This window comes from Streptomyces sp. NPDC057617 (assembly GCF_042800555.1).
In the GTDB taxonomy this organism is placed as follows: Bacteria; Actinomycetota; Actinomycetes; order Streptomycetales; family Streptomycetaceae; genus Streptomyces.
This window is the reverse complement of record NZ_JBHVGV010000002.1, coordinates 584,101-601,576: the sequence shown is the minus strand read 5'-3', so window position 1 is coordinate 601,576 and position 17,476 is coordinate 584,101. Positions and strand designations below refer to the sequence as shown.

Below are 17,476 nucleotides of genomic sequence, written 5' to 3'. Positions count from 1 at the left end.
TGGCTAAGCTGCGGGCATGACAGATCCGCGGCTCGGCCAGGCGCTTGTCGAGGAGGCCACCAAGAAGTCCGGCCTCATCTGGGTACGGGGTCCGGGGCCCGGCCGCGCGCTGTGGCACATCTGGTACGAGGGCGCCGCCTATCTGGTCGGGGACGGCGCCGGCGAGCAGCCGCTGCCCGGCCTCGCCGACGGCTCCACGGCCGAGGTGACCGTACGCAGCAAGGACAAGGGCGGCCGGCTGGTGGCCTGGACGGCGGACATCACGGAGCTGGCGCCGCGCTCGGAGGCCTGGGAGGCGGCCGTCGCCGAGCTCAAGAGCAAGCGGCTCAACGCTCCGGACGCCGAGCGGATGCCGGAACGGTGGGCGCGTGAGTGCCGGGTGCTGCGGCTGACGCCCCGCGAGGTGATCACCGAGCTGCCGTCGGGCTCGCTGGCCGCGGTGCCGCTGCCGACAGTGGCGACCACTCGCCAATCCGCTCCCGTCAGGAACCGGTCCGCCCGGCGCTCGAAGACGAGTGAGCAGCCGAAGCCGGTCTGAGTCCTGGTCCCGCCCGGCGCTCGTTCTAGTTCTGCTCGTCGGTCTTCGGCAGGCGGCTGCCGTAGTCGACGGTCTCCCCCTTGGACGGCGCTTCCAGCACGAAGTCCTTGCCCCAGTCGGACAGCGTGACCGTACCGGCGCCGCCCGCGCGTACCAGTTGCAGCGGGTACGGCACGCCCTCCAGCGAGACGTCCAGCGTCCCGCCGTCGCCCTCGCCGCCGTTGACCTTGATCGTCCGCAGGCCGCCGATCCTGGCGCGGTCGCCCTTGGTCAGCTTGCCGTGCAGCGACAGTATCCCGTCGAGCAGCACCCGCTTGTCCGTGAAGCCGCTGAGCTGCTTGTACGAGGAGTCGTCCTCCGGGACCTTCACGTACTTGTCGCTCAGCTTCTCGGCCGCCGAGACATCCTCCTCGGTGGGCTCCTCACCCTCGCCGCCGCCGTCCGCGTGGCTCCAGAAGCCGGCGTCGGCCTTCAGATACAGCTCGTCCTCGATGCGCAGGAGCTGGAAGGTGCTGTCCTTCGAGGTGACGGTCCCGATACCGCCGCTCTTCTTGAGCTGCATATTGAGCTTGTAGGTCTCGCCGCCGGTCACCAGTGAGCCGGAGAGCCGGACCGCGGTCGCGGTGGCCGCCGCGGACTGCGCCTTTCTCTCGATCTCGGTGGCGGAGAGCTTCCCCAGGCCGTTGGTTCCCTTGTCCGGATCCTCACCGCACGCCGTGAGTACCGCGGCCAGCCCCACGCAGAGCGCGACGGGGAGAGCGGCCCGGCGCGAACGGCCGGACGACAGGAGAAGGGACACAGACGCACTGCCTCTCATACGCGGTGGCGGGTGGCAGACGGCAGCGTACCCGGGCTGTCCCGGCCGCTCGACAGAGAGCCGTACGCACGCCGTACGGACCGTTCCGCCAGGGCGCGGCGCACTGGTACGGGCTAGCCTGAACCCGTAATCGCGCTGGATAGAAGGACATTCAGGGACCGTTCAGGAAACAAGGAGGCGCGTGCGATGGCTGCCGGCGCCCCTCGGATCTTCGTCTCGCATCTCGCCGGTGTGCCGGTCTTTGATCCCAACGGCGACCAGGTGGGGCGGGTCCGCGATCTGGTGGCGATGCTGCGGGTCGGCCGCCGGCCGCCGCGGCTGCTCGGTCTGGTCGTCGAGGTGCTCAGCCGGCGCCGGATCTTCCTTCCCATGACCCGGGTCACCGGGATCGAGTCGGGCCAGGTGATCACCACGGGCGTGCTGAACGTACGGCGCTTCGAGCAGCGCCCCACCGAGCGGCTGGTCCTCGGCGAGCTGCTCGACCGGCGGGTGCGGCTGGCGGACAGCGGCGAGGAGGTGACGGTCCTCGATGTGGCGGTCCGGCAGCTCCCGGCCCGCCGCGACTGGGAGATCGACAAGGTCTATGTACGGCGGGGCAGGAAGGGCGGCGCGCTGCGGCGGCGCGGGGAGGCGTTGACCGTCGAGTGGTCGGCGGTCACCGGTTTCTCGCTGGAGGAGGAGGGGCAGGGCGCGGAGAGCCTGGTCGCCACCTTCGAGCGGCTGCGCCCGGCGGACCTCGCCAACGCGCTGCACCATCTCACCCCGAAGCGGCGGGTGGAGGTGGCCGCGGCACTGGACGACGACCGGCTCGCGGATGTCATGGAGGAGCTGCCCGGCGACGACCAGGTGGAGATCCTCGGCAAACTGGAGGAGGAGCGCGCGGCCGATGTCCTGGAGGCGATGGACCCGGACGACGCGGCCGATCTGCTCTCCGAGCTGCCCGAGGGGGACAAGGAGCGGCTGCTGACGCTGATGCGGCCGGACGACGCGGCGGACGTACGGCGGCTGATGGCATACGAGGAGCGGACCGCGGGCGGGCTGATGACGACCGACCCGATCGTGCTGCGCCCGGACGCGACGGTCGCGGACGCGCTGGCCCGGGTGCGGCAGCAGGACCTCTCCCCCGCGCTCGCCGCGCAGGTCTATGTGTGCCGCCCGCCGGACGAGACGCCGACGGGCCGGTATCTGGGGACGGTGCACTTCCAGCGGCTGCTGCGGGACCCGCCGTACACCCTGGTCAGCTCGATCGTGGACAGCGATCTGCCGCCGCTCGACCCGGAGACCCCGCTCTCGGCGATCACCAGCTTCCTCGCCGCGTACAACATGGTCTCGGCGCCGGTGGTGGACGACAGCGGGGCGCTGCTGGGCGCGGTGACCGTCGACGACGTACTCGACCACCTGCTGCCGGAGGACTGGCGCGAGACGGACTACCGCGGGGTGGAAGAGGCGGTGGCCGGTGGCGAGTGAGCGTTCGGAGAAGGAGGGCGTCCGGGAGCGGGCGAGGACCGTCGGCGGCTCGACGGCGCTGTCGCGGGGCGGCCGGAGCCGGCTCGACCAGCCGCTGGCGCCCCGGCGCAGACTGCTGCCCGAGTACGATCCCGAGGCCTTCGGGGTGCTGTCGGAGCGGATCGCGCGGTTCCTGGGGACGGGCCGCTTCATCGTCTGGATGACCCTGGTCATCATCGTCTGGCTGGTCTGGAACGTCACCGCGCCGCACTGGCTGCGCTGGGACCCGTATCCGTTCATCTTCCTGACCCTGATGCTGTCGCTCCAGGCCTCGTACGCCGCGCCGCTGATCCTGCTGGCGCAGAACCGCCAGGGCGACCGGGACCGGGTCACCCAGGAGCAGGAACGCAAGCAGAACGAGCGCTCCATCGCGGACACGGAGTATCTGACCCGGGAGATCGCGGCGCTGCGGATGGGCCTGGGCGAGGTCGCCACCCGGGACTGGATCCGCTCCGAACTCCAGGATCTGGTACGGGACATGGTGGAGCACCGGGTGGTGTTCCCGCCCGAGACCGTGCGCGGCCGTGAGGACTCCGATCACTGAGACCGGTCGCCGGCGACCGTGAGGGCTTTTCGCACGGGCCGCGCGGGCGGCCTTTCCCCCGGTGGCACCCGGCGCCGTACCATCTCGGTATGGCTACCGACACGTACGGAACCTCCGTCCCCGCCGAAGAGGCGGTGCGCGCGGCGCTCGCGACGGTGAACGACCCCGAGATCCACCGGCCGATCACCGATCTCGGCATGGTCAAATCGGTGGAGATCGCCGAGGACGGCACGGTGGCCGTCACGGTCTATCTGACGGTGGCCGGCTGCCCGATGCGGGACACCATCACCCGGAGCGTGACGGACGCGGTCGCCCGGGTCGAGGGCGTCACCCGGGTCGCCGTGACGCTGGACGTGATGAGCGACGAGCAGCGGCGCGAGCTGACGTCGTCGCTGCGCGGGGGCACCGCCGAGCGCGAGGTGCCCTTCGCGAAGCCGGGCTCGCTGACCCGGGTGTACGCGGTGGCGTCGGGCAAGGGCGGCGTCGGCAAGTCCTCGGTGACGGTCAATCTCGCCGCGGCGATGGCGGCCGACGGGCTGAAGGTCGGTGTCGTCGACGCGGACATCTACGGCCACAGCGTGCCCAGGATGCTCGGCGCGGACGGCCGGCCCACCCAGGTCGAGAACATGATCATGCCGCCGTCGGCGAACGGTGTGAAGGTGATCTCGATCGGGATGTTCACCCCGGGCAACTCGCCGGTGGTGTGGCGCGGGCCGATGCTGCACCGCGCGCTCCAGCAGTTCCTCGCGGATGTGTACTGGGGCGATCTGGATGTCCTGCTGCTCGATCTGCCGCCGGGGACGGGCGATATCGCGATCTCGGTGGCGCAGCTCGTGCCGAACGCGGAGATCCTGGTGGTCACGACCCCGCAGCAGGCCGCGGCCGAGGTGGCGGAGCGGGCCGGGTCCATCGCCGTACAGACCCATCAGAAGATCGTCGGCGTGGTCGAGAACATGTCGGGTCTGCCCTGTCCGCACTGCGACGAGATCATCGATGTCTTCGGCACCGGCGGCGGCAAGCTGGTCGCCGAGGGGCTGACGAAGACGACGGGCGCGACGGTGCCGGTCCTGGGCGCGATCCCCATCGACGTACGGCTGCGGGAGGGCGGCGACGAGGGCAAGCCCATTGTGCTCTCGGACCCGGACTCGCCCGCGGCGGTGGCGCTGCGGGAGGTCGCGGCGACGCTGGGCGGGCGGCAGCGCGGGCTCGCGGGCATGTCGCTGGGGATCACCCCGCGCAATAAGTTCTGAGGCTCCATAGGCCTGTGTGCAGTCCATGTGTAAGGGGCGGCCGCTTTTGCGGTCGCCCCTTACACATGCGTGCTCGTGCCCGGTGTTACTCGTCGTACGCGCGGATGTCCTCGATCACCGAGAAGCCCAGGCCGTACGCGCTCATCCCACGGCCGTAGGCCCCCAGATGCACCTGGCCGCCCGTCGACCCCGCCAGCACCCAGCCGTACTCGGACTCGCGGTAGTGGAAGGGCGTCGGCACCCCGTCGACCGGCAGCGCCAGGGACGACCAGGCGGACCCTTCCAGATCGTCGGCCAGCTCGAACGCGATCTCCGTCTGCTGGTTCAGCCAGTCGTCGCGCAGGGCGTGGTCGAGCTGCGGGGGCCAGGTCGAGGACAGCAGCCCCGAGCCAGCCAGCCAGGCGGCCGAGGAGGCCGTGGTGGCGTCCAGGTGGCCGCCGTCACCGCTGCGGCGCTCGGGGCTGGTGGCGACCGTGATCACCACCGCGAAGCGGTCCGTGTCCACCGCGGGGTCCGGCCTTATCGACGGCTCCTCCCCATGGCCGGTGGCGCCGTGGCGAACCGTTCCGTCGGCCGTGGCTCCGACCTGCATCAGCCAGCGGGGCCCGGTGAACGCCTCATCCAGTCCGTACCACGGGAACGGCGCGCGCAGATACTCCGCGACCGTGCGGCGGGCGACCGCCGCCACTCCCCCGACGGTGGATGAGCTGGCGCTCCACGCCCCAGCCCGGCTCGTCGTCTCCATCTGGCCGGCGCCTCCTCGATCTCGTGCGTCCGGAGCGGCCCGCCCCCTACGGGCGCCTCACTGCCGGACAGATGGAGGATAGCCACCCCATGGCGGCGCGCTGGGATTGAAGGCGCTCAGGTGGCGTCTGCGTCGAAGGGCGGACGGTCGTCGCGAACCGGCGTCTCACGCTTCTTGAGCAGGTCGGGAGTGCCGGAGGAACCGTTCGCCGACCCGACGGGGGCCACCGGGGCGTCCTTCACCGGGCCACTCTCATGGCCGTTCACCGCGTCGGCCACATCCGCCATCTCCTTGCGGAGATCGAAGCTGCTGCGGATCTCCTTCAGCCCCAGTTCGTCGTTGTCCATGAGCTGCTTGCGGACGAACGTCTTGGGGTTGAGGTCCTCGAAGTCGAAGTCCTTGAACTCCGGGCCCAGCTCGGAGCGGATGTCCTCCTTGGCGCTCTCGGAGAACTCACGGATCTTCCGGATGAAGCGGGAGGCGTCCTGGATGACCTTGGGCAGCTTCTCAGGACCGAACACGAGCACGGCGAGGACCACGATCGTGACCAGCTCAAGTGCGCCGATGTCATTGAACACCTTGCTGCTCCTTGTTGTTCTCCATGTCCGCGGACGGAAGCGGGGGCCGTCCTGGCCTGAAGTGGTCGAGGTCCGGGCCGCTCCACGGTACCTGGCGCACCTGTCCGGGCGGTACCTTCGGGTGACCGGCAGGTGCCGTCCGCACGTCACCGGCCGGCCGCACCACCGTCAGCTCCCGTCCGCCGAGCCCAGAGCCACCGTCAGGGTCCGCTCCCTGCCGCCGCGCAGCAGGGTCAGCTCCAGCCGGTCGCCGGGGCGGTGGGCGCGGATCTTGACGATCAGCTCCTCACCGCTGTGCACGCGCTGGCCGTCGACCTGGGTGATCACATCGCCCGGCTTGATGCCGGCCTTGGCGCCGGGGCCGCCGGCGGTCACCGCGGGGCCGCCGCCGGCTGCCTCGGTGCCGACCCGGGCGCCGTCGCCCGCGTACTCCATGTCCAGGCTGACCCCGATCACGGGGTGCGTGGCCTTGCCGGTGTTGATCAGCTCCTCGGCGACGCGTTTGCCCTGGTTGATGGGTATCGCGAAGCCGAGGCCGATGGATCCCGACTGGCCGCCGCCGAGGCCGGTGCCGCTGTCGGCGGCGCGGATGGCGCTGTTGATACCGATGACCCGGGCCCGGGTGTCGACCAGCGGGCCACCCGAATTGCCCGGGTTGATGGGGGCGTCGGTCTGGAGGGCGTCGACATAGCTCACATCGCTGCCGTCGCCGCTCTCGCCGCCCGCGGTGATGGGGCGCTCCTTGGCGCTGATGATCCCGGAGGTCACGGTGTTGGACAGGTCGAAGGGGGCGCCGATGGCCACGACCGGATCGCCGACCCGGACATTGTCGGAGTTGCCCAGCGGGAGCGGCTTCAGCCCGGAGACTCCGGTGACCTTGACCACGGCGAGGTCGTAACCGCTGTCCTTGCCGACCAGCTCGGCTCTGGCGGTCTGGCCGCCGCTGAACGTGACCGATATCTCGCCGGAGGATCCCGCGGGCTGGACGACATGGTTGTTCGTCAGGATGTGGCCCTGCCGGTCCAGGACAAAGCCGGTGCCGGTGCCCTGTTCGTCGCTGCCGCTGACATGCAGGGTGACGACGCTGGGCAGGGCGCTGGCGGCGATGCCCGCGACGCTGTCGGGGGCGCGGCCGCCGGACTCCCGGTCGGCCTGCGGGAGTTCGACGGTGGTGAAGCCGCCGTTGCGCTCGATGTACGCGCCGACCGCACCGCCCAGGACACAGCCGCAGAGCAGGAGCAGGACCGCGCCCGCGGCACCGGCCCGGCGGCGCCTGGTCCTGCGCGGCTCGCCGGGGTGGGTGAGGGGCTGGACCGGGGCGGCGGTGTTCCACGGGTCGTACTGGAGCCACTGCCCGGACTGGGCAGCCTGGGCAGACTGGGCGGGCTGCGGGAGCGGCTGGGTGGGGGCAGGGTGCTGCCCCTGGTGCGGCGGCTGCGGCGGCGGGTAGTTGAGCCCGCTCTGCGCGCTCTGGTGGTTCTGGGGGCTCGCGTACGGCGGCGGCAGCGGGGTGCCGTGTGCCGGGGTCGGGAGCTGTACGGGCGGTGCGGGCGCCCAGGGGCCGGGACCGCCGTAGGGCGGTGTGCTGTACACGTCGGGCTCATGCAGCGGCTGCGGGCGCCCCTGCGCCTGCTGTACGGAAGCGGGAGCCGGAGCCGCGTCGGCGGGCGCCGGAGCCTGCTCGGCGGGCATCGGCGCATGGTCCACGGGCATGGGCGCGCGCTCGGCGGGGAGCGGGGCATGCCCGGCGGTGTGCGCACCGGGCGCTGACGCCTCGTCGGTAACGGGAGGCAACTGCGCCGTGACCTCGGCCGCCCCGGCTGCCGCCTCGCCGCTCCGGGCCGGTGGCACCTCCGGGCCCTGTGGTACCGCACGCCCCTCCGGCGGACGGCTCCACCACTTCGCCTTGGGTCCGGTGGGCTTCCCGTCGTCCATGCTCTCCCCGCAACTGCCGTTCCGCGCCCCGCGAGAGGCACCCCTGCAAGGATTCAACCAGGTTTACGAAGGTCCGCGCAGGGGTCCGCTCAGCGCCGGGCCGAGAGCGCGCTCGCGGGCAGTGTGGGCGCCGCGAGCTGGGTGGGGTTCGGGGTGGCGGTGGGGCTGATCCCGGAGGCCGCGTCGATCTGGACGGCCGGGCCCGCGGGCCGTATCAGCGGTGACTGCGCCCCGCCCCCGAGAAAGCCCGTCGGGAAGGCGTGCTCGGCAAGGGTCTGTGTCTGGAAGACACCGGGAGGAGCCGCTCCAGTCGGGCGGTCCAGCGAATACGGCAGAAGTCCGCCGCCCTGGCGCCGGCCGGGCTCGGTGCCCGCCGGGGTGGTGCCGGGGGCCCGCATGGGCGTCACATTGTTCCCCGTACCCCTGGGCAGGGCATCGGCAGCCGTACCGAGCGGCATCGTGCCGCCGAGGGCCATCGCCGCGAAGGACACCGCGCTGGCGGCGGCGAAGGCGAAGCGCCGTCCGCGCCACGGCGAGCGCTCGGCCTCCTGGCGGGCGACCTCATGGATACGGAAACCGGAGCCGCCGGACAGCGCGCCGGCATGCGCACCCGCCGGGACATAACCGAAGCCGTCCGTCCGCACACCGAAGACGCCCTCACCAAAGCGCCCCCCGTCGAACAGCCCCTTTCCGCTGTCATCATCTCCCGGAGCCCCGCCGGGCAGTCCTTGAAGGCGGGCGAGAAGTCCCGCGGAAGGCGCGGGCGGCGCGGTCTTGGCGAAGACACTCTTGAGCCGTCGCTGAGCGTCGGCCTCCGTCTTGCATTTGGCACAGGTCGCGAGATGGGCCAGCACCCGCTCGCGGGCGTCATGGTCCAGCTCTCCGTCCACCAGGGCGGCGAGCCGGTCGCCCAGGTGCTGTTCGGCGGGGGTCGGACTTGTGCCACTCACGCCGCTCCGCCCTCCCCGGCCACGCTCACAAAGGCGCGCTGGTCGGCTCGGGCCTCGGGCGAACGGTGCTGGAGCGCCTTGCGCAGATGCGAGCGGCCCCGGTGGATCCTGCTCCGTACCGTGCCGAGCTTCACGCCGAGCGTGGCCGCGATCTCCTCGTACGACAGGCCCTCGATGTCACAGAGCACCACGGCGGCGCGGAACTCGGGCGCGAGGGTGTCCAGCGCCTGCTGCACATCCGCGTCGAAGTGGGTGTCGTGGAAGGCCTGCTGGGGCGAGGGCTCGCGGCTGGGCAGCCGCTCCGCGGCGTCGTCCCCGAGCGCGTCGAACCGGATCCGCTGCTTGCGGCGGACCATGTCGAGGAAGAGATTGGTGGTGATCCGGTGCAGCCAGCCCTCGAAGGTGCCGGGGGTGTACGTCGACAGCGAGCGGAACACCCGGACGAAGACTTCCTGGGTCAGGTCCTCGGCGTCGTGCTGATTGCCCGTGAGACGATAGGCGAGGCGATAGACGCGTCCGCTGTGCGTGCTGACGATCTCCTCCCAGGTGGGAGGCGTCCACGCCAGCGATTCCGCATCCGATGCGAAGGTCGCGGTAACTGCGGAGTCGGTAGAGCGAGAACGGTCAGCGAAGTTGGTCACGGATTTCGGCTTGCCGGCCGACCTGAGACAGCGCGTGAGCACTCCTCCCCGATCCACAGGCTCAGCCGCACCTCCCCTATCGGCTCTGGTGGTGTCCAGTGGAGCCCCTACCATAGCCACTCCGCCCGTTAGCTCCGGATAAGAATCTTTACGCGAAATTCGGACCGGCTCCCCCTGCCGAACCGCGCTGATCACGAGGGGGCCACACCCCTGCATAACGCCCGGTCCCATCTGCGGGTTCCCGGGCGCAGCGGATACAGTCACCGTTGCGCCGCCAACGGGGACAAGGAGAGGGACATTACCGCCAACCGGCAGACGAGCTGGGCGTTCGCCGACGCCTTTGTCGCCGAGGACGAAGCACTTCGCTGGGCCCGGGACCGGGCCCGTGAGACAGGGCTTCGCTCGGTGTCACCAGGCACCGGAGCCGCGCTGCGTCTGCTGGCCGCCACACTGGACGCGAAGGCGGTGGCCGAGATCGGCACCGGCACCGGGGTCTCGGGGACGTATCTGCTGCTGGGCATGCGTCCGGACGGCGTTCTGACCACGGTCGACACCGAGCCCGAGCGGCAGCAGTTCGCCCGGCAGACCTTCCGCGCGGCCGGCTTCGCCGGGAACCGCGCGCGGTTCATCCCCGGCCGGGCCCTCGACGTACTGCCGAGGCTGGCCGACGGCGGATACGACCTGGTCTTCTGCGACGGCGACCGGCTGGAGTGCCTCGACTATCTCGCTGAATCGTTGCGGCTGCTGCGGCCCGGCGGACTCGTCTGTTTCGAGGGGGTCTTCGCGGACGGCAGGACGGTCGACTCGGCGGCCCAGCCGGCGGAGGTGCTGCGGCTGCGGGAGCTGCTGAGAACCGTACGGGAGAGCCAGGAGCTGCTGCCGTCGCTGCTGCCGGTGGGCGACGGGCTGCTGTGCGCGGTACGGCGGGGCTGACGCGGGTCACCGTACGCACCCGGTGGGCAGTCACCGTACGTACGAAATGAGACACCGGGACATGACGCTGCCCCGGTACGGAGTCTCGTCCGTGCCGGGGCAGAGCCGGTGCCGGTCCGCGGGTGGCCGTGCACCCCGAAGACTGTGAGCCTCTCGCTCAGCCGACGACCTTCTTCAGCGCGTCGCCCAGCGCATCCGCCTCGTCCGGAGTCAGCTCGACGACAAGCCGACCGCCGCCTTCGAGCGGAACGCGCATGACGATGCCCCGCCCCTCCTTGGTCACCTCGAGCGGGCCGTCGCCCGTTCGCGGCTTCATGGCCGCCATGCTCGTTCCCCTTCCTGAAACCAGCTCATCGCAGCCGGCGGCCCCATCACAGGCGCTGTGTCACCGGCATCGAACACATTGCTTCCAGCCCATTATCCCGCATGGCGGGACCCGATGACCAACATCGGGCGGCATCGCTTGTGCAACGCGCTCCCGCAAAACCACTCAATTCGGCGATCCGCCTGCGATACTTCGCCACCGTCCGCCCGACGGCGGCCCGGCATTCTTAGACGCAGGTCACATGCCCGGCGCCGGTGATCTCCGCCATGCTGGGGCCGGACAGGACTGCCCGAGCCCCGAAGGGAACCCGATCATGGCCGACACCGTGCTGCACGACGTGACTGACGGACTGGCAACGATCACGATCAACCGGCCCGAGGCCATGAACGCGCTGAATGTCGAGGCCAAGGCCGCTCTCAGGGACGCGCTGGCGGCCGCCGCCGACGACACCTCCGTACGGGCCGTGCTGCTGACCGCCGCGGGCGACCGGGCGTTCTGTGTGGGGCAGGACCTGAAGGAGCACACCACCCTGCTCGAAGCGGACCGGGCCACGGGCACCGGCGGCACGATGACGACCGTACGGGAGCACTACAACCCGATCCTGCGGGCGATCACCGGGATGCCCAAGCCGGTGGTGGCGGGGGTCAACGGGGTCGCGGCGGGCGCGGGACTGGGCTTCGCCCTGGCGGCGGACTACCGGGTGGTGGCGGACACGGCCTCGTTCAACACGGCCTTCGCGGGGGTCGCGCTGACCGCGGACTCGGGCGTCTCGTGGACCCTGCCCCGGCTGGTCGGGCGGAGCCGGGCGACGGATCTGCTGCTGTTCCCGCGCTCGGTCGCGGCGGCTGAGGCGTACGAGTGGGGCATGGTCAACAAGCTGGTCCCGGCGGCCGACCTGGCGGCCGAGGCCGCCGCGGTGGCCCGCGCGCTGGCCTCGGGCCCGACCTTCGCGTACGCGGCGCTGAAGGAATCGCTGGCGTACGGGGCGGCGCACACGCTGGCCGAGACGCTGGAGAAGGAGGACGAGCTCCAGTCGAAGGCGGGCGCCTCGGACGACCACGCGATCGCGGTGCGGGCGTTCCTGGCGAAGCAGAAGCCGGTGTACGTGGGCCACTGACGGCGGCGGGCCCTGTCCGGGTCGCCGGGTCCGGCCGGCTGCCGGTTCGTCCTCGATCGCCGGACGGGCTTGAAGTGGCCGACCTCAGGGCGTCCTCAGCGCGTACGGAACGCGCAGTCGGCCAGGTGGTCGTTGACCAGGCCGCAGGCCTGCATCAGGGCATAGGCGGTGGTGGGGCCCACAAAGCGGATGCCCCGCTTCTTCAGGTCTTTCGCCAGCGCCGTCGACTCGTCCGTGACCGCCGGGATGTCGGCCGACGTCCTGGGTGCCGGGCGCGGCGGGTCGGGGGCGTGGGACCAGATCAGGGTGGTCAGCTCACCGGCCGGCCAGCTTGCCAGCTCCCGGGCGTTGGCGAGGGTCGCGTCGATCTTGGCGCGGTTGCGGATGATGCCCGGGTCGGCGAGCAGCCGCTCGCGGTCCGCGTCGGTGAACTCCGCCACGGACGCGATCTTGAACGAGGCGAACGCGGCGCGGAAGCCCTCGCGCCGCCGCAGGATCGTGATCCAGGACAGCCCCGACTGGAACGCCTCCAGGCTCAGCCGCTCGAACAGCGCGTCGTCGCCGCGGACCGGCCGGCCCCACTCGGAGTCGTGGTACGCGACGTAGCCCTCCGTGGACATGCCCCAGGGGCAGCGCGGCCGCCCGTCGGGACCCTCCACCGTGCCGCCGGTCATCGGCCGCTGTCCTCTCCCGGCTTCTTGAAGAGGTCGGGGGAGGAGACCGCGGTCGCCTGGGCCCCGGCCAGCGCCGCCTCCAGCTCCGCGATCCGCGCGTCCCGCTCGGCCAGTTCCGCGCCGAGCCGGCCGAGGACGTCGTCCACGTCCGCCATCCGGTAGCCGCGCAGGCCGAGGGGCAGCCGGAGGGCCTCGACATCGGCGCAGCCGACCGGGCGGGTCACGGGCAGCGGGTCCACCAGCCGCTCGGGGGCGGCCTCCGGCAGGACCGCGTGCTCGCCGCCGCCGATGACCGCGAGGGTGACCGCGGCGACGACCACGACCATCGCGATGAGCAAGAACAAGAACACGAGCTTCTCCCCGGGCAGGAAAACGTCCGGTGCCGATCGTGCCATGCCGGGCCGGTCAGGTCGCCTCCGGGCGACAAGGCCCCAGGCGGCAGGGGATCGGGCGACGGACCTCGGCAGGGCTTGGGGGAGGAAGAGGCCCTAAGGTCGCAGACGGGCGCGAGTGCGAGAAGGAGACAGCGGATGAGCGGCGGGACTCTGCGGCTGGGGCGGCGGGAATTCGGACCGTACGAGCCGGTGATCATGGCGATCGTCAACCGGACCCCGGATTCCTTCTACGACCAGGGCGCGACCTTCCGTGACGGGCCCGCCCTCGACCGCGTCGAGCGGGCGGTGTCCGAGGGTGCTGCCATCATCGACATCGGCGGAGTGAAGGCGGGGCCCGGGGAGGAGGTCACGGCCGAGGAGGAGGCGCGTCGTACGGTCGGCTTCGTGGCCGAGGTGCGCCGCCGCTGCCCGGATGTGGTGATCAGCGTGGACACCTGGCGGCACGAGGTGGGCGAGGCGGTCTGCGAGGCGGGCGCGGATCTGCTCAATGACGCGTGGGGCGGGGTGGACCCGAAGCTGGCCGAGGTGGCGGCGCGGTACGGCGTGGGGCTGGTCTGTACGCACGCGGGCGGGGCGGAGCCGAGGACCCGGCCGCACCGGATCGCGTACGACGACGTGATGGCGGACATCCTGCGGACGACGCTGGGGCTGGCCGAGCGCGCCCTGGAGCTGGGGGTGCGGCGGGACGGGATTGTCATCGACCCGGGGCACGACTTCGGCAAGAACACCCGGCACTCGCTGGAGGCGACCCGGCGGCTGGGCGAGATGACGGAGACGGGCTGGCCGGTGCTGGTCTCGCTGTCGAACAAGGACTTCGTCGGCGAGACGCTCGACCGGCCGGTCAAGGAGCGGCTGATCGGCACGCTGGCGACGACGGCGGTCTCGGCGTGGCTGGGGGCGCGGATCTACCGCGTCCATGAGGTCGCGGAGACCCGGCAGGTGCTGGACATGGTGGCGTCCATCGCGGGCCACCGGCCCCCGGCGGTGGCCCGCCGGGGCCTGGCCTGACCGGCTGCCGGGGACCCTGGGACGCCGGGAACCCGGGCTGAGGCTCGGGCAGAGATCCAGCGTGCGGGACTGCCGGGGACCCTGGGACGCCGGAGACCTCAGGACGCCCGGGACCATGGGGCGCCGGAGGCCTCGGGGCGTGCTGGCCGCCGGGCCGGGTGCGTTCCCGATCCGCCGTCCCGATCCGCCGCTACTTTCCCGTTTCCTTGGTCACCAGCGCGACCGCCTCGTCCACGTCGTCCGTGACATGGAACAGCAGCAGGTCCTTCTCGGAGGCCTTGCCCTGCGCGACGACCGTGGTCCGCAGCCACTCGATGAGACCGCCCCAGTACGCGGTGCCAAAGAGGACGATCGGGAAGCGGGTGACCTTGCGGGTCTGGACCAGGGTGAGCGCCTCGAACAGTTCGTCCAGCGTGCCGAGCCCGCCCGGCAGGACCACGAAGCCCTGCGCGTACTTCACGAACATCGTCTTGCGGACGAAGAAGTAACGGAAGTTGACACCGATGTCGACATGCGGGTTGAGGCCCTGCTCGAAGGGCAGCTCGATACCCAGGCCCACCGAGATCCCCTCGGCCTCCCGCGCCCCCCTGTTGGCCGCCTCCATCGCGCCGGGGCCACCGCCCGTGATCACCGCGAACCCGGCGTCGACGAGCGCCGCCCCGATCCGGACACCCGCGTCGTACTCCGGTGAGCCGACGGGGGTCCGCGCCGAGCCGAACACGCTGATGGCGCTGGGCAGTTCGGCGAGGGCACCGAAGCCCTCGACGAACTCCGACTGGATGCGCATCACCCGCCAGGGATCGGTGTGCACCCACTCCGAGTCGCCCTCGGTGTCCAGCAGCCGCTGGTCGGTCGTCCCGGGCTGCACCTGCTCCCGACGGCGGATCACCGGTCCGAGCCGCTGTTCCTCAGGCCTCCGCGCTCCGTCAGGCATGCTCATGACCCGCTCCCTCCGCTACTGTGCGTTGTTCTGCGCCAGAGTAGGTCCCCGCGCGTGACAATCGGCGAAATTCCGGCAGACGATCAGACCGTCACTTGGTGAGACGGTTCACTTGGTCAGCCAGTTGCGGAGCCGCTCCTCGCAGTGGGTGATCCGCTCGACGGCCACCCGTTCGTCGCGCTTGTGTGCGAGCAGGGCGTCACCGGGGCCGTAGTTGACCGCGGGCACCCCGAGTCCGCCGAACCGCGAGACATCCGTCCAGCCGAACTTGGGCTGTGCCGTTCCGCCGACGGCCGTCATGAAAGCGGCAGCGGCGGGGTGCGAGAGGCCCGGCAGGGCCGCGCCCGAGTGGTCGTCCACGACGAACTCCTCGACCCCGCAGTCCGCGAAGACCTCGTGGACATGGGCGAGGGCCTCGTCGGGACCGCGGTCGGGGGCGTAGCGGTAGTTCACGGTGACGGTGCACGCGTCGGGGATGACGTTGTCGGCGACGCCGGCCTCGATCCGTACGGCGTTGAGGCCCTCGCGGTACTCCAGCCCGTCGATCACCGGGCGCCTCGGCTCGTACGCGGCGAGGCGGGCCAGGATCGGTGCCGCGGTGTGAATGGCGTTGGACCCCATCCAGCTCCGCGCGGAGTGTGCCCGCTCCCCACTGGTACGGAGCAGCACCCGGAGCGTGCCCTGGCAGCCGCCCTCGACCTGCCCGTCGGACGGCTCCAGCAGGACGGCGAAATCGCCTTCGAGCCAGTCGGGGTGTGCGTCCGCCACATGCCCCAGTCCATTGAGATGTGCGGAGACCTCTTCGTTGTCGTAGAAGACAAAGGTCAGATCGCGGTTGGGCTCGGGGACCGTGGCCGCGATCCGGAGCTGTACGGCGACCCCGGACTTCATGTCGCTGGTGCCGCAGCCCCACAGCACCCCATCGGCGTCCAGCCGGGAGGGCACATTGCCGGCGATCGGCACGGTGTCGATATGGCCGGCCAGGATGATCCGCTCGTCGCGCCCCAGGCGCGTTCTGGCCACGACATTGTTGCCGTGCCGGTCGACGGTGAGATGGGGCAGGGCACGGAGCGCCTCTTCGATGGCGTCGGCGAGCGGCTTCTCTTCGCCGCTGACCGACGGGAAGTCGACCAGCCGGGCGGTGAGCGCCGGGCCGTCCAGGGTGAGGTCGAGCACATTCTCGGACATGGTCCGACCCTAGTACTCCGTCCCCGGCGTCCCGACTGCTCCGTCCCTGGTGCCACGGCCCTTCGTACTCCGTACCCGGTGGTCCGCCCCTGGTATCTCGTACCGGCCGCGCATGAGTACGGTGGGCGCGTGTCCGAGACCGCTTCCCCCTCCCGTCGCGGCCGCCTCCTGCGTATCGCCGCCGCCCTTGTCGTCCTGCTCGCTCTGGCCGGGTATGTGGTGGCGCAATACCTGTCCGGCGGCGGTGGCGCTCCTCGGTGTGTGGTGCGGGCACAGGACGCGAGCGGCGACAGTGGCGACAGTGGTTCCGGGGACAGTCCCTCGTACGAGATGAGCCCGGAGCAGGCCGCGAACGCCGCGACGATCTCCGCGGTCGGCACCACCCGCGGGCTGCCCGAGCGCGCGGTCACCATCGCGCTCGCCACCGCCCTCCAGGAGTCCGCGCTGCGCAATCTCAACCACGGCGACCGCGACTCCCTCGGTCTCTTCCAGCAGCGCCCCTCGAAGGGATGGGGCACGGCCGCTCAGATCCAGGACCCGGTCTACTCGGCGGGGCAGTTCTACGACCATCTCGCCAAGGTTCCCGGCTACTCCCGGCTGCCGCTCACCGAGGCCGCGCAGCGCGTCCAGCGCAGCGGCTTCCCGCAGGCGTACGCGAAGCACGAGCCGGACGCGGCGCTGCTGGCCGCCGCGCTCACCGGCCGGTCGGCCGCCTCGCTGACCTGCTCGGCGCCGAACAGCGCCCGGCCCGGCGATCCGGCGAAGGTACGGGCCGCCCTGGAGCGCTCCTTCGGACCGGGGGTACGGGCAGCCGGCTCGGGCGCCGAGGTGTCCGTACCGGTGTCCGTCACCACGGGCGCGGAGGCGGAGGCCGGCCCGTCCGAGGATCCGGCGCCCGGCGAGGACTCGGCGTCCCGGCGCGGCTGGGAGCTGGCGCACTGGGCGGTGGCCCAGGCCGCGGTCCTGCGGATCGAGGAGGTCTCGTACGCGGACCGGGTGTGGAGCGCGGAGGAGGCGGACAAGGGCTGGCGGCGCGCCGACCCGTCCACAGCGGCCACGGAGGAAGTCCGCCTGCGCACCGCGCGCTAGCTCATCACGGCCGGGCCGGCCTCCATAACACCCCATAGCGGGCATCGCTCAGCCGTGCGGCCCGTCACCCGTACGGACGAGTCCTCCGCTCTTCCGACCGCGTTTCCTCCCGACGGTCCTGGAGCCCCGCCCGAGCCCGTGCCGCGCGCCAAATCCCCTGGTCGGCAAGGGAAGTGACGGTTCGTCGGCCATTTCGGAACGCTGGTGTTTGCCCGTTTTCGTTCCCTGGTGACAATACGACGCATTACCAACTCTTTACCCTCGCCCGCCGCAACTTCCGCGGCCCTCCGAGCGGTTGTCACA

General features: G+C 71.5%; 18 protein-coding genes and 1 pseudogene. 8 read left to right on the top strand and 11 right to left on the bottom strand.

Translation table 11 applies throughout. From position 1 onward, the window contains the following. Nucleotides 1-16: 16 nt before the first annotated feature. Nucleotides 17-538, top strand: a complete 522-nt coding sequence (locus tag ACFU9P_RS08265) for a hypothetical protein (protein ID WP_384078285.1) — start codon at nucleotides 17-19, stop codon at nucleotides 536-538. 25 nt (nucleotides 539-563) lie between these two features. Here ACFU9P_RS08265 and ACFU9P_RS08260 read toward each other — a convergent pair whose 3' ends face one another. After that, nucleotides 564-1,355 (bottom strand): hypothetical protein, encoded by a 792-nt coding sequence (locus ACFU9P_RS08260; protein WP_376375415.1) that lies wholly within the window; start codon nucleotides 1,353-1,355, stop codon nucleotides 564-566. A 186-nt stretch (nucleotides 1,356-1,541) separates the two neighbouring features. Here ACFU9P_RS08260 and ACFU9P_RS08255 point away from each other — a divergent pair, with 186 nt between their 5' ends. The 3 genes from ACFU9P_RS08255 (at nucleotide 1,542) to ACFU9P_RS08245 (ending at nucleotide 4,655) form a co-directional block, all read left to right on the top strand. Beyond that, nucleotides 1,542-2,822, top strand: coding sequence for a magnesium transporter MgtE N-terminal domain-containing protein (locus tag ACFU9P_RS08255; RefSeq protein ID WP_376375413.1), 1,281 nt, complete (start codon nucleotides 1,542-1,544; stop codon nucleotides 2,820-2,822). Nucleotides 2,823-2,880: 58 nt separating this feature from the next. Then, nucleotides 2,881-3,405, top strand: a complete 525-nt coding sequence (locus tag ACFU9P_RS08250; protein WP_376375778.1) for a DUF1003 domain-containing protein — start codon at nucleotides 2,881-2,883, stop codon at nucleotides 3,403-3,405. Between the two features lie 89 nt (nucleotides 3,406-3,494). Beyond that, nucleotides 3,495-4,655: an Mrp/NBP35 family ATP-binding protein gene (locus tag ACFU9P_RS08245; protein WP_384078284.1), complete on the top strand. Its 1,161-nt coding sequence runs from the start codon at nucleotides 3,495-3,497 to the stop codon at nucleotides 4,653-4,655. 85 nt (nucleotides 4,656-4,740) lie between these two features. On the opposite strand, the gene ACFU9P_RS08240 is transcribed toward ACFU9P_RS08245, so the two are convergent. The 5 genes from ACFU9P_RS08240 to sigE all read right to left on the bottom strand — a co-directional run bounded on the left by ACFU9P_RS08240 (nucleotide 4,741) and on the right by sigE (nucleotide 9,618). After that, nucleotides 4,741-5,400 (bottom strand): hypothetical protein, encoded by a 660-nt coding sequence (locus ACFU9P_RS08240; RefSeq protein WP_384078283.1) that lies wholly within the window; start codon nucleotides 5,398-5,400, stop codon nucleotides 4,741-4,743. A gap of 116 nt (nucleotides 5,401-5,516) precedes the next feature. After that, nucleotides 5,517-5,978 (bottom strand): sec-independent translocase, encoded by a 462-nt coding sequence (locus ACFU9P_RS08235; protein ID WP_376375404.1) that lies wholly within the window; start codon nucleotides 5,976-5,978, stop codon nucleotides 5,517-5,519. Nucleotides 5,979-6,146: 168 nt separating this feature from the next. Then, nucleotides 6,147-7,913 (bottom strand): S1C family serine protease, encoded by a 1,767-nt coding sequence (locus tag ACFU9P_RS08230; RefSeq protein WP_384078282.1) that lies wholly within the window; start codon nucleotides 7,911-7,913, stop codon nucleotides 6,147-6,149. Nucleotides 7,914-8,002: 89 nt separating this feature from the next. Further along, nucleotides 8,003-8,863, bottom strand: coding sequence for a zf-HC2 domain-containing protein (locus tag ACFU9P_RS08225; RefSeq protein WP_376375398.1), 861 nt, complete (start codon nucleotides 8,861-8,863; stop codon nucleotides 8,003-8,005). Next, complete coding sequence (gene sigE, locus ACFU9P_RS08220; protein WP_376375395.1) at nucleotides 8,860-9,618, bottom strand: RNA polymerase sigma factor SigE; 759 nt, start codon at nucleotides 9,616-9,618, stop codon at nucleotides 8,860-8,862. Before sigE ends, ACFU9P_RS08225 begins: the two co-directional genes overlap by 4 nt. A gap of 152 nt (nucleotides 9,619-9,770) precedes the next feature. On the opposite strand from sigE, the pseudogene ACFU9P_RS08215 reads away from it, so the two are divergent. Then, nucleotides 9,771-10,437 (top strand): annotated as a pseudogene (locus tag ACFU9P_RS08215) (O-methyltransferase). A gap of 157 nt (nucleotides 10,438-10,594) precedes the next feature. Here ACFU9P_RS08215 and ACFU9P_RS08210 read toward each other — a convergent pair. Further along, the gene (locus ACFU9P_RS08210) at nucleotides 10,595-10,762 is read right to left on the bottom strand and encodes a DUF3117 domain-containing protein (protein WP_003966491.1); all 168 of its coding nucleotides are present in this window, start codon (nucleotides 10,760-10,762) and stop codon (nucleotides 10,595-10,597) included. A gap of 313 nt (nucleotides 10,763-11,075) precedes the next feature. On the opposite strand from ACFU9P_RS08210, the gene ACFU9P_RS08205 reads away from it, so the two are divergent. After that, entirely contained in the window at nucleotides 11,076-11,879 is an 804-nt protein-coding gene (locus ACFU9P_RS08205) for an enoyl-CoA hydratase/isomerase family protein (protein WP_384078281.1), read from the top strand. A gap of 95 nt (nucleotides 11,880-11,974) precedes the next feature. On the opposite strand, the gene ACFU9P_RS08200 is transcribed toward ACFU9P_RS08205, so the two are convergent. Next, the gene (locus ACFU9P_RS08200) at nucleotides 11,975-12,553 is read right to left on the bottom strand and encodes a DNA-3-methyladenine glycosylase I (RefSeq protein ID WP_384078280.1); all 579 of its coding nucleotides are present in this window, start codon (nucleotides 12,551-12,553) and stop codon (nucleotides 11,975-11,977) included. Beyond that, nucleotides 12,550-12,948 carry a hypothetical protein gene (locus ACFU9P_RS08195; RefSeq protein ID WP_384078279.1) on the bottom strand — a complete coding sequence of 133 codons (399 nt, stop codon included), beginning with the start codon at nucleotides 12,946-12,948 and terminating at the stop codon, nucleotides 12,550-12,552. The genes ACFU9P_RS08200 and ACFU9P_RS08195 overlap by 4 nt, the downstream gene beginning before the upstream one ends. A 135-nt stretch (nucleotides 12,949-13,083) precedes the next feature. On the opposite strand from ACFU9P_RS08195, the gene folP reads away from it, so the two are divergent. Further along, nucleotides 13,084-13,956 (top strand): dihydropteroate synthase, encoded by an 873-nt coding sequence (folP, locus tag ACFU9P_RS08190; protein ID WP_376375382.1) that lies wholly within the window; start codon nucleotides 13,084-13,086, stop codon nucleotides 13,954-13,956. Nucleotides 13,957-14,146: 190 nt separating this feature from the next. Here folP and ACFU9P_RS08185 read toward each other — a convergent pair whose 3' ends face one another. Together ACFU9P_RS08185 and dapE are read right to left on the bottom strand one after the other, a co-directional pair. Then, nucleotides 14,147-14,896: a TIGR00730 family Rossman fold protein gene (locus ACFU9P_RS08185; RefSeq protein ID WP_376375380.1), complete on the bottom strand. Its 750-nt coding sequence runs from the start codon at nucleotides 14,894-14,896 to the stop codon at nucleotides 14,147-14,149. 108 nt (nucleotides 14,897-15,004) lie between these two features. After that, entirely contained in the window at nucleotides 15,005-16,084 is a 1,080-nt protein-coding gene (gene dapE / locus ACFU9P_RS08180; RefSeq protein ID WP_384078278.1) for a succinyl-diaminopimelate desuccinylase, read from the bottom strand. Nucleotides 16,085-16,213: 129 nt separating this feature from the next. Here dapE and ACFU9P_RS08175 point away from each other — a divergent pair, with 129 nt between their 5' ends. Continuing rightward, entirely contained in the window at nucleotides 16,214-17,173 is a 960-nt protein-coding gene (locus ACFU9P_RS08175; RefSeq protein ID WP_384078277.1) for a hypothetical protein, read from the top strand. Nucleotides 17,174-17,476: the final 303 nt, after the last annotated feature.

Bases quoted from the DNA above. Each gene is read 5' to 3' on its own strand.
- dapE (WP_384078278.1), bottom strand. From the start codon at position 16,084: ATGTCCGAGAATGTGCTCGACCTCACCCTGGACGGCCCGGCGCTCACC.
- ACFU9P_RS08195 (WP_384078279.1), bottom strand. From the start codon at position 12,948: ATGGCACGATCGGCACCGGACGTTTTCCTGCCCGGGGAGAAGCTCGTG.
- ACFU9P_RS08265 (WP_384078285.1), top strand. From the start codon at position 17: ATGACAGATCCGCGGCTCGGCCAGGCGCTTGTCGAGGAGGCCACCAAG.
- folP (WP_376375382.1), top strand. From the start codon at position 13,084: ATGAGCGGCGGGACTCTGCGGCTGGGGCGGCGGGAATTCGGACCGTAC.
- ACFU9P_RS08205 (WP_384078281.1), top strand. From the start codon at position 11,076: ATGGCCGACACCGTGCTGCACGACGTGACTGACGGACTGGCAACGATC.
- ACFU9P_RS08255 (WP_376375413.1), top strand. From the start codon at position 1,542: ATGGCTGCCGGCGCCCCTCGGATCTTCGTCTCGCATCTCGCCGGTGTG.
- ACFU9P_RS08245 (WP_384078284.1), top strand. From the start codon at position 3,495: ATGGCTACCGACACGTACGGAACCTCCGTCCCCGCCGAAGAGGCGGTG.
- ACFU9P_RS08185 (WP_376375380.1), bottom strand. From the start codon at position 14,896: ATGAGCATGCCTGACGGAGCGCGGAGGCCTGAGGAACAGCGGCTCGGA.
- ACFU9P_RS08240 (WP_384078283.1), bottom strand. From the start codon at position 5,400: ATGGAGACGACGAGCCGGGCTGGGGCGTGGAGCGCCAGCTCATCCACC.
- ACFU9P_RS08260 (WP_376375415.1), bottom strand. From the start codon at position 1,355: ATGAGAGGCAGTGCGTCTGTGTCCCTTCTCCTGTCGTCCGGCCGTTCG.
- ACFU9P_RS08230 (WP_384078282.1), bottom strand. From the start codon at position 7,913: ATGGACGACGGGAAGCCCACCGGACCCAAGGCGAAGTGGTGGAGCCGT.
- ACFU9P_RS08210 (WP_003966491.1), bottom strand. From the start codon at position 10,762: ATGGCGGCCATGAAGCCGCGAACGGGCGACGGCCCGCTCGAGGTGACC.
- sigE (WP_376375395.1), bottom strand. From the start codon at position 9,618: ATGGTAGGGGCTCCACTGGACACCACCAGAGCCGATAGGGGAGGTGCG.
- ACFU9P_RS08200 (WP_384078280.1), bottom strand. From the start codon at position 12,553: ATGACCGGCGGCACGGTGGAGGGTCCCGACGGGCGGCCGCGCTGCCCC.